At 44.7% G+C, this 14515-nt stretch carries 13 protein-coding genes and 2 tRNA genes; all 15 read left to right on the plus strand.

The genetic code is table 11. From position 1 onward, the window contains the following. A partial coding sequence (locus G5B00_RS00005; RefSeq protein ID WP_240894333.1) for a GIY-YIG nuclease family protein occupies positions 1–290 on the plus strand: 290 nt, incomplete at its 5' end. Between the two features lie 370 nt (positions 291–660). Beyond that, positions 661–734, plus strand: a tRNA-Asp gene (locus G5B00_RS00010). A gap of 65 nt (positions 735–799) precedes the next feature. Then, positions 800–876 (plus strand) — tRNA-Asp (locus G5B00_RS00015). Positions 877–1109: 233 nt separating this feature from the next. After that, positions 1110–2375 (plus strand): site-specific integrase, encoded by a 1266-nt coding sequence (locus tag G5B00_RS00020; protein ID WP_163871198.1) that lies wholly within the window; start codon positions 1110–1112, stop codon positions 2373–2375. Positions 2376–2796: 421 nt separating this feature from the next. Continuing rightward, entirely contained in the window at positions 2797–3105 is a 309-nt protein-coding gene (locus G5B00_RS00025) for a helix-turn-helix domain-containing protein (protein WP_240894334.1), read from the plus strand. A gap of 26 nt (positions 3106–3131) precedes the next feature. Next, positions 3132–3362, plus strand: coding sequence for a hypothetical protein (locus G5B00_RS00030; protein ID WP_163871199.1), 231 nt, complete (start codon positions 3132–3134; stop codon positions 3360–3362). A 22-nt stretch (positions 3363–3384) separates the two neighbouring features. Then, a complete protein-coding gene (locus tag G5B00_RS00035) occupies positions 3385–4347 on the plus strand; it encodes a toprim domain-containing protein (protein WP_163871200.1) in 963 nt (320 codons plus the stop codon). Positions 4348–4535: 188 nt separating this feature from the next. Further along, the gene (locus tag G5B00_RS00040; protein WP_163871201.1) at positions 4536–4913 is read left to right on the plus strand and encodes a plasmid mobilization protein; all 378 of its coding nucleotides are present in this window, start codon (positions 4536–4538) and stop codon (positions 4911–4913) included. Further along, on the plus strand, positions 4903–5844 hold the full coding sequence (locus G5B00_RS00045; protein WP_163871202.1) for a relaxase/mobilization nuclease domain-containing protein: 942 nt from the start codon (positions 4903–4905) through the stop codon (positions 5842–5844). The genes G5B00_RS00040 and G5B00_RS00045 overlap by 11 nt, the downstream gene beginning before the upstream one ends. A 12-nt stretch (positions 5845–5856) precedes the next feature. After that, the gene (locus tag G5B00_RS00050; protein WP_163871203.1) at positions 5857–6423 is read left to right on the plus strand and encodes a hypothetical protein; all 567 of its coding nucleotides are present in this window, start codon (positions 5857–5859) and stop codon (positions 6421–6423) included. A gap of 91 nt (positions 6424–6514) precedes the next feature. Further along, positions 6515–7111: an RNA polymerase sigma factor gene (locus G5B00_RS00055; RefSeq protein WP_163871204.1), complete on the plus strand. Its 597-nt coding sequence runs from the start codon at positions 6515–6517 to the stop codon at positions 7109–7111. Between the two features lie 264 nt (positions 7112–7375). Beyond that, positions 7376–8419, plus strand: a complete 1044-nt coding sequence (locus G5B00_RS00060; RefSeq protein ID WP_163871205.1) for a Fic family protein — start codon at positions 7376–7378, stop codon at positions 8417–8419. Positions 8420–8495: 76 nt separating this feature from the next. Next, positions 8496–9671 (plus strand): FecR family protein, encoded by a 1176-nt coding sequence (locus G5B00_RS00065; protein ID WP_163871206.1) that lies wholly within the window; start codon positions 8496–8498, stop codon positions 9669–9671. A gap of 136 nt (positions 9672–9807) precedes the next feature. Beyond that, positions 9808–13398: a SusC/RagA family TonB-linked outer membrane protein gene (locus tag G5B00_RS00070; RefSeq protein ID WP_163871207.1), complete on the plus strand. Its 3591-nt coding sequence runs from the start codon at positions 9808–9810 to the stop codon at positions 13396–13398. A 10-nt stretch (positions 13399–13408) separates the two neighbouring features. Then, positions 13409–14497 (plus strand): RagB/SusD family nutrient uptake outer membrane protein, encoded by a 1089-nt coding sequence (locus tag G5B00_RS00075; protein WP_163871208.1) that lies wholly within the window; start codon positions 13409–13411, stop codon positions 14495–14497. Positions 14498–14515 lie beyond the last annotated feature (18 nt).

The raw sequence follows: 14515 nt of genomic DNA on the forward strand, positions 1-14515 counted from the left end.
GAACCAACAATAGACTTATGTTTACGGTATATGCACTCTATTCTGCCAAGTATAATAAAATTTACATAGGCTTTACCTCAAATCTAAACGCAAGGCTGCTCTCCCACAACCAGCTCGGAAAAAAGGGATGGACAATCCGGTATAGACCGTGGAGCTTGATATACAAAAAAGATTTTGAGGAAAAAGAGAGGGCCATGAAACATGAAAAGGAACTCAAAAGTGCTAAGGGAAGACTCTTCATACGTTCATTGATAACGCAAACCAGGCAACAGTCCGAGCTCGGATCGTAAGCCAAAGCGAAACAAATAACCCAGATACAAGACAAAATCAAACAGATAGTATATTGCAGGGTGAAAAACGCAAATCGCAAGTATATATGTCGGGCTCATATCCGCCAGCTGGCGGACATCAGTTCGAGTAGGCCGTGTCCGCCTTTCGGCGGATCCCCGCTACTAAGTAAGGCCTCAACGAAAGTTGAGGCTTTTTTTATTGAACCCAATTTACTAAGCTTTTATGTCCGTGAGCTACGTAACTTTAACGCTTTTTCCCTTCCTATACTCTTCTCCATTTTTAGATAAAATAGAGATGTTTTTTTTGAAAAAAGTTTGCATTATACCAAAATACACCTATATTTGCACACCTTCTAACGAGAAGGGTTTAGGTCTGGTAGTTCAGCTGGTTAGAATACATGCCTGTCACGCATGGGGTCGCGGGTTCGAGTCCCGTCCAGACCGCTCTAAACATAAAAGGAAAATCAAGTTTCCGATCGTTCTTATATAAATTTGTTTTTAAAATTTTAGGTCTGGTAGTTCAGCTGGTTAGAATACATGCCTGTCACGCATGGGGTCGCGGGTTCGAGTCCCGTCCAGACCGCCAAAAGTCCCAGCGGGATCACAAAGCCACTCTTTCAGGGTGGTTTTTTTGTTCAAAAGTGTTCAAAATCAATCTTTTCAGAAAAAAAGCATAACAAACAATATCAAAGAAATACAAGCTAAAAGGTGCCTATTGAGGGTACCTTTTTTATTGGCTAATTTTGGTACCCTCGACTTAACCCGAAGGTTTGTGTGATGTAGGGCTTTAGGTATTTGTTCACCTGAAAATTGTGTGTTATGAAGGTTAATGAAAAACTTTCCATGCTATTGATGCTGGAAAAATCCAAAGTATCAAAAGACGGTAAGATGCCCATAACGGTAAGGCTTACCATAGATTCCAAAAGAGCTGAGCTGTCCCTCGGCATGAAGATTGCCCCTGACAAATGGAACCAGGACGCCGGTACGGCAATCGGTAGCACCACCGAAGCAAGACAGATCAATACGGCTATTCACAGGCTTAGGGATGCGTTGATAAGGCATTATGACGTCCTATCGACGCAGCATGAGTATGTAAGCGCTGCTATGGTCAAAGACGCCTATAAAGGCGTCAAACCAAAAGAAAGCAAAATGATTTCCGAAACCATTGACTTTATGATCGAAAAGATGGAGAAGAAAGTGGAGAAAGGAAAACTTGCAAAGTCCACCCTGTCAAAATGGGAAACCACGAAAAAGAAGATAACACAGTTCCTTGCCTTTGAGTACAAGCTCCAGGACATCGCCCTCGATAAGATTGTGTACGCATTCGCCGAAGACTTTGCAGACTTCCTTATGTTGGAGCAAGGATTGGAAAACAACTCCGCCATGAAGTACCTCAAAAACATCAAAAAAGTACTTCGTACAGCCGTAGACAGAGGCTGGCTCGACAAAAGCCCGATTGCGGCCTACCAATGCCCCTATTTCAATCCAGACCGTGACATCCTGGACGAAGAAGAAATCATGGTGCTTTACAACAAGCATATGCCTGTGGCACGCTTGGCAGAGATACGTGATGCCTATCTTTTCATGTGCTTCACAGGTTATGCCTACAAAGACACTGCTTTACTTAGTCCCGACCATGTAACCAAATTCTTTGACGGCGAAGACTGGATCATGAAAAACAGGGAAAAAACATGGTGCCGCGAAAACGTGCCTTTGTTGCCTATTGCAAAAGAAATCATTGATCGATACAAAAATCATCCCATTTGCGTAGCTAATGGCACATTGCTCCCTATTAAGAGCAATCAGAAATTCAACACTTACCTAAAGGAAATAGCCGAAATATGCGGTATCAATAAAAATCTGACCACCCATACCGCCCGCCATACCTTTGCCACCACCGTAACCCTTGCAAACGGTGTACCTCTCGAAACCGTCAGCGCATTGCTCGGTCACAAGTCGATCAGGACTACACAGATTTATGCTAAGATAGTCGCCAAAAAAATCAGTGAGGATATGAAGGAACTGAAGAAAGCCCTGCAACTGAAAATGCCTGTATCTATGCTGGAAGAAAAAGCAGTAGCATAATTTTTAAAAAAGGAAACGTATATAAGCGTTTCCTTTTTTATTTCCCGTTGCGGACGGGTTGCCCGGTCCGTATGTTCCAACATCCACAAAAGGGACTTAAATAAAAATAGTATCTACCACCAAAGTAGCAAATTTATTGACCAGTGACATTTTAATTTGCTGTTGTCAATCACAACGGGAACGATACTTGTAAACACCGCCAAACAGCCACAAACTGGTCATTTAGAATTTAAACAACTATATGCAATCCACAACAAGCTGGCTAACTTTGTATCGGAAGTGCCGGAGAGTGCAGAGGTAAATGTGATGGTTGGATAAGGTGCTTTATTCCTCTCATTCTATTCAGGAGTACATAACTACCCGTGCCTCTCCTGCTGTTTCCCGGATAATGTGAAGTGTGAAAATTTAAAATTTAGTGAAGATGAGAAATCCGTCAGAGAGCAGAATGAGAATGACCAAAGACCAGATCGTAACCGTCGAAGATCTGGAGCAATTCAAAAAAGAGCTTATAGAGCTATTCAAAGGGTTAATAAAAGAGAAACCCACGTCCACGACAAAGCAATGGTTGAAGTCCCACGAAGTACGCAAGCTGCTCGACATATCTACGGGCAAGCTGCTGACCCTTCGTATCAATGGAGTATTGCCCTATACCCGTATAGGTGGCGTGATTTATTACAATGTGGACGACATACACAAAATGTTTGAAGACCAAAAAAAATCCCTTAAATGAAAAATACCAAAAATCAGTTAAGGAAAGTGATAAATACCAGCACTACCCGGCAGGGCCTGGGGAGACAGCTGCCACCCCTATTTATTCATGTCGAAATCTATTTCATTCAGAAAGGCTGCACACCCGAAGATGCAGCCTTCTTTTTCAGACACTACCAGCAGCAGGGATGGAAGCACACCAACGGCACACCCGTAGCCAACTGGAAGACCCTGGCCTGTGACTGGATTTGGACAATGAAGTATGACAAGACACCCTAAAGGTTAAAGAAATCAGTACAGTATGGAAAGACTAAACTGCGCCCGGGCGAGGCAAATGGATATGGTGGACTATCTGGCAACCCTGGGACATCACCCCGTTCCCAAATACAGCCGTCACCCAAACTATTGGTACATCTCCCCTTTGCGGAATGAAAGGACACCCTCATTTAAGGTCAATAGAAAACTGAACGTATGGTACGATCACGGAACCGGAGAAGGCGGCAACCTGATTGATTTTGGCATCCGTTATCACAGGTGTACAGTCACCGAACTATTACGGATACTGGAAGGCCAAATCCCTTGGCTTTCTTTTCACCAGCCAATCCCGCAAGGCCCGCAAAACCCACCCGGCCACTCCAGCTCTATTGCGGGTGAAAAGAAAAAGGACGATTTCAGCCAGATCGTGATCCTTGCCGTCCGGCCATTGGAAGACAAAGCCTTGCTGTCCTACCTGCAAAGCCGGAATATTCCCATCAGGACAGCACAAAAATATTGTTGTGAAATAGACTTTACCTTGTACAGAAAGACGCACACCGTTATAGGCTTCAAAAATAACTCCGGGGGCTACGAGCTGCGCTCCCGATTTTTTAAGGGAGCATCCGCGCCCAAAGACATCACCCATATCAAAAGTGATACCCCACAGCCAGGGATACATGTACTGGAAGGCTTCACCGATTTTCTGTCCCTGCTCACGCTGCAAAACGACGGTCAGGTACAGACGGATTACCTGGTGCTGAACTCCCTTAGTTTTGTGAACAAAAGTATAGAGCTGCTGAAGCCGTACAACGACATTTTCCTGTTCCTGGACCGGAATACCGCAGGCATCAAAGCCACCGCAGCACTGAAAGCACAACTGCCGCAGGCGTGCGATGCTTCTATACTATATAAAGACTACGAAGACCTCAACGATTACCTGAACCAAAAGCCAGCGATCAGGACACAGGCAGAAAACCAGCCCGGGAAGAAGCGAAGGCCCAGACTGTGAAAACAGCAGTACGCCGTAGCCGTCCTGAAGGAGCAAGTTAATGTTTTTGCGATACAAAAACCAACTTGCCCCCGACGGCAGCGGGGGGCATTTGCTCCCGTTGGTCGCAAAAGAGTATAAGACGATCACCATGCCATCAGGGAAAGCAGGCACCACAAAGAGAGTATTAATTTAAAAAAATGTGTAATATGGACGAAGTGAAAGGGCCTGAAAGCACGGCCGGAAACAACAAAGGCGGCAGGCCAAAGAAGATCATCAGGCGGAGCGAAATCATGGTCGTGAGGCTGACGGTTTCCGAGCGGCTGCATATCGAAAACAAGGCCCGGAATGCAGGCATAAAGCCCAGCGAATGGTTCCGGCAGGCCGCAAAGAATGCAAAGATAATACCCAGGATCACGCCCGAACAGACAGGCTACCTGCGGGCAATGACCGGGATAGCCAACAATCTCAATCAATCTACAAAACTGGCACACCAGGTCGGACTATTAAGTGTGATAGCAGAACATCGCCGGCTACTCGGAGAGCTGGACAGATTGATTAGAAAACTGTTAGGGGATGATAGGTAAACCGATCACGGGCAAGAGCTTTGGCGGGTGCGTCCGCTACCTGGTGAACAGGCCCGAAGCCCATATACTCGAAGCCGAAGGCGTCCGCATACAGAGTGCCCGCAGCATCAGGGAGGACTTCAATATGCAGCGCAAGATGAACCCCGGTCTGGGCAAGGCCGTAGGGCATACCATCCTTAGCTGGAGCTTGGAAGACAGTGCCAGGCTCACCGATGAAAATATGGCAGCCGTAGCACGGGAGTATATGGAAATGATGGGCATTCGTGACACGCAGTACCTGATCGTGAGGCACACCGACACGGCGCACCCGCACCTGCATATCGTGTACAACCGGGTGGACAATGAAGGCAAAACCATTAGTGATCGCAACAACTACAGGCGCAATGTTCAGGCGTGCAAGGACCTCACATTGAAGTACGGCTACCACATAGCCGAGGGCAAAAAAGCCGTCAACAGGCAGCGGTTAAAAGGTGCTGACAAGCTAAAATTTAGCATCTATGACACGATCAGGCAGGCACTGAAAACCTGTGCGAATTGGCAAGAATTGGAACACAAATTAAAGCAAAACGGTATCACGATCCATTACAAATACAAGGGCAATACAGGCGAGATACAGGGCATTTCCTTTGAAAAAGACGGCGTGAAGTTCAAAGGGTCTGCCATAGATCGGAGCATGGGATTTGCGGGCATAGACAAGGCCCTTAAGCACCATGTAGCGCTCCACATACCTACGAAAGACCCGACAAAGCCAAACCCGCTGCGACCCCTGCCGGATACATTGGAGCCAGGCAGATATACCATAGCAAGCCATCCGCACACGGGCAAGGATATACTGGATATACTACTCGAAAGCAGGGCGGACAGCGTCCCTTACGACCCGTTCGGGCAGGCCCTAAAGAGGAAGAAAAAGAAACGTAAACGCAAACTATAAAATCAGAAAAAAATGGAAATAAAAGAGCTGGCACAGGCATTCAACGACCAGACCGAAGCAGTCGTAAGCCTGCTTTCAAAATACGAATGGAGCGAAACAGAGCGTATAGAGACCGCCCGGCACATGGAGAAGCTACGTGCAGATTTATCCGGGACACAGGACAGGTTATCCGGCACAGCTACCGCATTGGACACGGCCATCGGCAGCCTGCCCACACAGATAGAGGTACGATTAAGGCACCGCTTCGAGGGCAGGACACGGATTTACGGGCTTATTTTTCTGCTGGGAATGATAATTATGGCATTGACTACCGGGGCCTGGATAGCATCCCGCCGGGAAAATGCACAGCTACGTGAGAGCGATCTCAAATACCGTTATCACAGGCTGACCATACCGGATGCAGCCCTTCATGCCGACACCCTATACCAGCATAACCCGGACGGTTTTCACAAAATGGTCTTACTAATGGAGGCCCAAAGACAAGCCCTGCAACGAGCCGAGACCAATGCCCGCCAAAAGGAAGCAGAAGCCCTCAAAGCACGGGAAAAACTGGAAGACCTGAAACGCAAAGCACCGTAAAATCCGATAGCCACGGCGACAGATTATGCTCGTGGCTATTCTTTTTATATGATAAAATAATTAAATTTGAATAAATTAATCAAGAACAGACTTGACTGCAAGCCTATTACCGGATGAAAAGGAACTGCTGCTTAGATTGCAAGGTGGCGATCATGCGGCTTTTGACCGGTTCTATCAGACGTACAGCAGACGTATTTTTATCAATGCGGTCAAGTTGGTAAAAAACGAAGACGAGGCACAAGATATTTTGCAGGAAACATTTATCAGGGTTTGGAATAGCCGGGAGAATATAGATCTCGCAAAACCTTTCCAGTCCTATCTTTTTACTGTAGCACAAAATCTGATCCGTGATTTTTTTCGCAAGGCAGCCCATAACCGAAAATTGGAAGCCGAACTTATCAGAACGGGAACAGCGCTATATGACCATATCGAAAGCAAGATACAGGACAAAGAAAGCGCTATCCTGCTGCAACAAGCCATAGCAAAGCTGCCCTTGCAGCGCCAGAGAATATTTACCCTTTGCAAGATAGAAGGCAAAAGCTATGATGAAGTCGCCAGCATTATGGGCATATCCGTTTCGACAGTAGGCAACCAATTGGTCAAAGCCACCCGAACAGTTAAAGAATACCTGTATGATACAGAAAGCGGTATGGCTATCCTTGCCGCCTGGTTCCTTGTACAGTTATAAGCCTGACCCTTATCTTCCGTACTTTTTCAGGGCAATCGGGTCATTCTAAAAAGCACCCCATCGGGGTACAATATTTGTAGAACTGTTTTCCGAACAAACATGTTTTGGCGGATTTTTTGTTCGAAGAACACAAAAAATGTGACAAACTCTGCAAAAGGAAGTTAAAAAACATGACCAGATTGTTCTGCATACTTTTTGGATATATATGGATATATTTTTGGATATTACTGTTTTTATGGATATTTTTGGGTAATTTATTGGATAATGAAGACCCATTCACTACATATCACACCCGAAATCCTGAGCATCATCGCTGCCATAGACGAATTTAAAGGTACCTGGAAAGTGCTGGGCAACTTGGCACCCGAACAATTAACTTCGCTGCGGAAAGTAGCCACTATCGAAAGCATAGGCTCATCTACCCGTATAGAGGGCAGCAAGCTGACCGACCAACAGGTACAGGTATTGCTCTCCAATCTGCAAATCCAAAAATTTGAAAATCGTGACGAACAGGAAGTAGCAGGCTATGCCGAGGTAATGAATACCGTTTTTGAACATTATGAGGAAATACCTTTTACCGAGAACTATATACGTCAACTGCATAAAGACCTGCTCAAATACAGTGACAAAGACTATCGTCACCGGGGCGAATACAAGAAGCACAGCAATCAGGTAGAGGCGTTTGATGCAGAGGGGAAGAGCATCGGTGTCATTTTTGTGACGGCCAGCCCTTTTGACACGCCATTGCGGATGCAACATCTCGTAGAGTGGACGAATGAAACCCTCGCCGACAGATCATTGCATCCCTTATTGGTGACTGCGATTTTTGTAGTCGAATTTTTAGCCATACATCCGTTTCAGGATGGTAATGGCAGGCTTTCCCGCATATTGACCACCTACCTGTTGATGCGTACAGGGTATGCGTATGTACCATACAGTTCGCTCGAAGCCATTATCGAACACAGCAAAGAGGCCTATTATCTGGCACTGAGACAGACACAGGTCACACTTGAACATGATGCCCCCGATTGGCAACCCTGGGTAGTATTTTTCCTTAAGGCGATATCCAGACAAAAACAAAGGCTGGAAACCAAACTGGAAAAAGAACATTTGCTATTGGGGCAGTTGCCCCCTTTATCCCTAAGTATTTTAGAACTGGTAAAATCCCGGGGACAAGTCACCAACAGTGAGATCGTCACGATCACAGGTGCTAACCGCAATACGGTAAAAAAGCATCTGGAAAACCTGGTATCGAACAGGCAGCTACAAAAACATGGAGCAGGCAAGGGTACGTTCTACACCCTATAGACTGCATTATATAAAAAAAATTTCATTAGAGTAGTAGGATTTCTTTTACCAAACGTAGTACCAATAAAGAGACGTTTTGGAAAATAGAGCTTACTTACTACAATTACTGGAAAAATACCGGGACAACAGATGTTCACCCCAAGAGGTGAAACAACTGCTGGCATACTTCCGCAAAGACAGCCGGGAGCAAGAACTGCTTATGGAACTGGTACTGGCCCAATTAGAGGAGCAACCAACTACGGATGAACTGGATAGTGACAGGCTAGACAGTATCATAGACGATGCCTATTTCCATATACAGCAGCAGCTACACTCCCCCACACAGCAAGCACGACGTATTAAGCCGTTTAAAAAATGGCTTCCCTACGCCGCCGCTGCTGTCATTGCCTGTATCTCGATCAGTATATATTTTGCTACTAAAGGACCTGCACCGGACGCCTCACAGCACGTCGTGGAGGTCACAGACGACATCCTGCCCGGAACCAACAAAGCCACCATAACGCTATCTGATGGCAGTCAATATGAATTAATCGAGAGCCAACAGGGTATTACCGTCAATGAAAAAGGTATCATGTACACGGATGGCAGCCTGGTTGCAGATTTAGACAATATTGCTACTGCTATTGTTACCGTGCCAAGAGCAGGAACGTATCAGGTCACATTACCAGATGGCACAAAGGTCATTCTTAATTCAGCAAGCTCATTACATTATCCAACGCGTTTTGCGGGGACAGAAAGACGGGTGCAGTTGGAAGGCGAAGCCTATTTCGAAGTGACCCATAATGAAAAGCAACCGTTTGTAGTACAGAGTAAAGGGCAGCAGGTACAGGTGCTAGGGACAGCTTTCAATATTAACGCCTACGAAAATGAACCTTTGGTCGCTACTACGCTCGTCACAGGTAGCGTCCGTATCATTCACGGTACGGACGACAGGAAAAGTGCCCTGCTGAAACCGGGGCAACAGGCCGTACTCCGCAATGACAGGCTTATCTTACGTGAGGTCGATGCTGCCGATTATGTAGCATGGAAAGACGGGTTGATCGTCTTGTCGCAGGCTGACCTGCCCACCATAGTACGGCGGCTCGAACGTTGGTATGACGTGGAGTTTGACCCTTCCGGTCTACCGGGAGGACAAAGCCTGAACGGTGAATTGCCTACAGATACGAGACTATCCGGGATCTTGGATGTACTCGAACTCAATACAGGTGTCAAATTCAAAATACAAGGAAGGAGGATCGTTATAGACAAGTAAATCAAGACAATAGATATGTATTTGTCGAGGCAATAAGAAGGCCGGGTTCCGACCGCTATCGGAATCCGGCGATTGCCAGGCATATCAAAATTATCACTGCGAAGTAAATAAATTTCTAACCTAACAACACAAATGTATGAATTATAATATTCATGTCCATACCATAGGCTGTAAAAATCAATCAGTCAGCCGTTGGTATGGTCACTTCCCCTACAGATACGTATTGGTCATGAAGCTCATCCTATTACTCACCATTGCTTTCAGCCTTCATGTGGCAGCCCATACCAAGGCACAGCAGATCAGCCTGCACGTCGAAAACGAGACCCTCGAAAATGTGCTGAAGGAAATAAGGAAGCAAAGCGGCTATGCATTCATGTACAATAGCAGATACTTGCAGCAGGCACGCCCCGTTACCCTGAATATTAAGGAGAAAGAAATTGGGCAAGCCCTCTCTATGCTGTTTGCGACACAACCATTTACCTATACGATTAAGAATAAGGTCATCACCATTGTTCCTAAAAAAGAACCGACACAACATCATTCCAGGGAGGAGGAACAGCAACAACGCACTATCCGGGGGCGTGTGACCGACAGCATCGGTAATCCCTTACCCAACGTAACCGTTAGCGTAGTTGGGCGACCGATTAAGGGCATAACAGATGCTAACGGCTACTATGAATTAGCCGGAGCATCGACAGGCAATACACTTCTTTTTACTTCCGTAGGCTACCAACCGTACAAAACGGACATTGACCGTTCGGAGATCAATATCAGGATGCAAAGTTATGCTGCAATGATGGAGGCCGTTGATATAATAAATACAGGGTATCAAACACTTCCAAAAGAGCGGACCGCAGGGAGCTTTGAGACAATCGACAACGAGTTGCTTAACAGGTCAATCAGTACCAATCTGTTCGAAAGATTGGAGAATGTGACCAATGGACTATATACCAGCCAAAATGACGTCGGCCCTGATAAATATCTCATCCGTGGTAGGAGTACCATTTTAGCAGACGCTAAACCGCTTATTGTATTGGACAATTTTCCATTTGATGGCAATCTGGAAGACATTAACCCCAATGACATAGAGAACGTGACCATATTAAAAGACGCGTCCGCTTCCAGCATTTGGGGAGCACGTGCCGGGAACGGTGTTATCGTAGTGACGACAAAAAAAGGGAAACCAGGCACACAGCATATCTCGATTACGTCAAATGTGACCGTAAACCGAAAACCCGATCTCTATAGTCTGCCTAAGATATCAAGCTCCGATTATATAGATCTTGAACAACAGCTTTATGAATTGGGGTATTACCAGGCGGACGAAAGCATGCACCAAGACGGCTATCTCTTTCCACCTTTTACACCGGTAATCCAGCTATTACGTCAGCAGAAAAGTAATCCCACAATGACAGAAAGCGAATTGCAACAGGCGATCGATAAGTATCGAAACTATGATGTTAGGAAAGATTTAGAAAAGTATTTTTACCAGACTGGCGTTATACAACAACACGCATTAAACGTAAGCGGGGGAACGGAAAATGCAAACTATTATATTTCGGCAGGCTACGATAAACAAAAGATGGCACTGGTTGGTGACGGCAGAGACAGGATAACACTAAGAAGTCAAAATCAATTTTACCTATCCAAACAGTTTTCGATTGATTTGGGCCTAAACTTTATGCAGAGTAACAATACTTACGGCGAAAATTTAGGTATCGGGATGCAAAGCGGGAGCTTTAAAAGCCTTTACCCGTATGCGCAATTGGTGGATGACAATGGTAATGGCCAGCCTATCTATTGGAACTATACAAAGGACTTTATTGATGATGCCCAAAGTAAGGGTCTACTGAATTGGGAATACAACCCTTTAGATGAAATAGATAGAAGGGAATTTAAAATGAGAACCCGCCAAGCTATTGCCAATACAGGAGCAACCTATATATTTATCGATGGGCTGGCACTAAGTTTAAGATATCAGCTCCTTTACGCCGACAATCTCACTAACAACCATTACAATAAAGATGCCTATTACGTGCGGGATTTAGTCAATCGCTTTTCAACCATCGACGATAATAGTAATATTATCCGCCCCATACCTATGGGTGAAATTATCAGAAAAGACAACAGCACCTCTTTTTCGCACCAAGGACGGGTACAGCTAAGCTACGATAAGAACTGGGCAGGCAAGCATGAAGTTAACGCCATAGCAGGCTGGGAAATCAAGGAATTGCGATCTGCAGGCAATACGAATACATACTATGGCTATAGTAAAAAAGGAAGTACCAATACGACCGGACTAAACTATAATCAGCAATATCCACAGTACCAATACGGTATATTAGCGCCATATGTTACAGAGCGAATACCGTCAGGCTGGGCGATTAGTGGAGCAGTGGATAGGTACATATCGTACTACTCCAATGCCACCTATGGTTACCTATCCCGATATTATCTGTCCGGAAGTGCCCGGGTAGACGCGTCTAACCTTTTCGGTGTAAAAACCAATCAGAAGCAGGTGCCGCTTTGGTCCGTGGGTACAGCCTGGCAAATTGATAAAGAGCCAAATTTTAACCTGGAATGGGTAAATAGCCTAAAACTTCGCTTTACCTATGGTTCACAAGGAAATGTTTCAAAAAGGGTATCGGCTTATACAACGGGAAGATATGAAAATTTTAATTGGAAGCTTAACCAATTGGAACATATAACAATAATAACTCCTCCGAATGCTTCTTTACGTTGGGAGACGATCAAGATGGCGAATATAGGGCTAGACTTCTCTATACTCGACAACAGATTTTACGGCAGTATGGAATACTATCGTAAAAAGGGGTACGACCTGCTTGGATCGGCCCCTTTAGACCCTACGACGGGCATGTCCGTGAATGATGGCCCTGTTAGCTATTACGGAAATCTTGCACAGATAAAAGGTGATGGGGTGGATTTAAAAATCGGTGCAGTACTGCTTGATCGACTGTTTCGTTGGAAAACAGATTTGCTGTATAACTACCATTTCACCAAAGTAACCCAATATGATATGCCTGTGTCTGCATTGGGGAATGCTTATCTGGCGGACTATATGATCAACCCTGTAATTGGAAGGAATATTAACGCCATTTATGCGTTTAAATGGGCGGGACTGAATGCTGAAAACGGTGCTCCACAAGGTTACATTAATAATGAAATAAGTAGTGATGCTTCTGCTTTGTACAATCAAACACCCTTGTCAGAAATGAACTATTATCCTACGCACCCTACTTCTTTTGGTGCATTAAGAAATACCTTTGACTATCGAAATATTTCGTTGTCCTTTAATATCAGCTACAAGTTCAACTATTATTTCAGAAGACCATCTGTCCAATATTCTCAATTATTTAGTAGTTGGTTAGGGCATGGTGATTACAGCAAACGTTGGCAAAAACCGGGAGACGAAGCAAATACGAATGTACCTGCGATGGTATATCCTGCCAATTCGCTAAGCGAAAGTTTCTATCTGTATTCGGATGCACTTATCGAAAAAGGTGACCATATCCGTTTTGAGGATGTTACCGCTGGCTATACGTTTGAGCGCCCGGCATTTCTGCCAGTTCAAAGGATTTCCATCAATGCTTACCTATCCAATTTAGGAATCATCTGGAAAGCCAATAAAAATGATATAGACCCCAACCATACCTATAGCTTAACACCGGGTAAAACGTATGCCCTGGGTATTAATGTAACCTTTTAACCGCTATAAAATGAAAGCTAAACATATACTTTTTCCACTCTATTCCCTGATCGCTATCTTCTATATTGCATGCGATAATTATTTGGATGAAAAACCAAATGACGGGCTTGTCGTTCCCGAGGGGTTGGAGGACCTGCAAAAGCTACTTGACAATGACGAATATATAAATGGTGGACGTAATACACGCGGGGCCGATCCTGCTATAGCCACCGCTGGAGCCGACGAATACTATTTGAAAGATGTGGATTATGAAGGTGGGAGTACGCTCCTAAAAGCCATTTATACCTGGAACAAGGATATTCCTTGGCCAAATGACACAAAAGATTGGGTAGCCCCGTATCGTGTAGTGTTCTATGCTAATATAGCTTTGGAAGGGTTAGAAAAAATCCAGCCCACACCTGCCGAACAAGCTGCTTATAATAATATAAAAGGTAGTGCATTATTTTACCGTTCGTTTCAGTTTTGGAATCTGGCTCAGGTGTTTGCCCCCCCATTCGATGAACAGCAGGCCGATAATTTGCCCGGTATTCCGCTCCGTGAAACAGCTGATATATCCACTCCATCACGCAGAGCCACGCTGAAAGAAACATATGATAAAATTATTGCAGACCTGTTGGAAGCCTTACCTCTTTTACCCGACAAACCTTTAGTTGTAACTAGACCTTCAAAACCAGCCGTACTAGCGATGTTAAGCAGGGTGTATTTAAGTATGGGAAACTACGAAAAGAGTTTGGAATACAGCGATGCAAGTCTTAAATACGATTTAAAGCTAATTGATTTTAATCAAGTAAATGCTACACAGCAATATCCCTTTAATCCTACCAATGATGAAGTTCTCTATTATTCCGGCATAAATGGTGTGAACGAGACAGGTCATCTATGGCTTATCAATTATACTCAATATGTTGATACCAACGTATATAAATTATATACGGAAAATGATTTACGAAAAAACATATTTTTCTTTAACGTAAGTAATGGTCACCCCACCGAAAAAACCGACTGTTTTACCCCCTATCTAACACGCATTGACCGAAAGAATCTTTTATGCATGACAGATCAATCCTATCTTGACACTATTAAGATAGGCCCTTCATAAAAGCACGTGTATTATCAA

Origin of the sequence: Parapedobacter sp. SGR-10, from assembly GCF_011030405.1 — a bacterium.
In the GTDB taxonomy this organism is placed as follows: domain Bacteria; phylum Bacteroidota; class Bacteroidia; order Sphingobacteriales; family Sphingobacteriaceae; genus Sphingobacterium.

Bases quoted from the DNA above. Each gene is read 5' to 3' on its own strand.
- G5B00_RS00020 (WP_163871198.1), top strand. From the start codon at position 1,110: ATGAAGGTTAATGAAAAACTTTCCATGCTATTGATGCTGGAAAAATCC.
- G5B00_RS00025 (WP_240894334.1), top strand. From the start codon at position 2,797: ATGAGAAATCCGTCAGAGAGCAGAATGAGAATGACCAAAGACCAGATC.
- G5B00_RS00035 (WP_163871200.1), top strand. From the start codon at position 3,385: ATGGAAAGACTAAACTGCGCCCGGGCGAGGCAAATGGATATGGTGGAC.
- G5B00_RS00040 (WP_163871201.1), top strand. From the start codon at position 4,536: ATGGACGAAGTGAAAGGGCCTGAAAGCACGGCCGGAAACAACAAAGGC.
- G5B00_RS00045 (WP_163871202.1), top strand. From the start codon at position 4,903: ATGATAGGTAAACCGATCACGGGCAAGAGCTTTGGCGGGTGCGTCCGC.
- G5B00_RS00050 (WP_163871203.1), top strand. From the start codon at position 5,857: ATGGAAATAAAAGAGCTGGCACAGGCATTCAACGACCAGACCGAAGCA.
- G5B00_RS00060 (WP_163871205.1), top strand. From the start codon at position 7,376: ATGAAGACCCATTCACTACATATCACACCCGAAATCCTGAGCATCATC.
- G5B00_RS00070 (WP_163871207.1), top strand. From the start codon at position 9,808: ATGAATTATAATATTCATGTCCATACCATAGGCTGTAAAAATCAATCA.
- G5B00_RS00075 (WP_163871208.1), top strand. From the start codon at position 13,409: ATGAAAGCTAAACATATACTTTTTCCACTCTATTCCCTGATCGCTATC.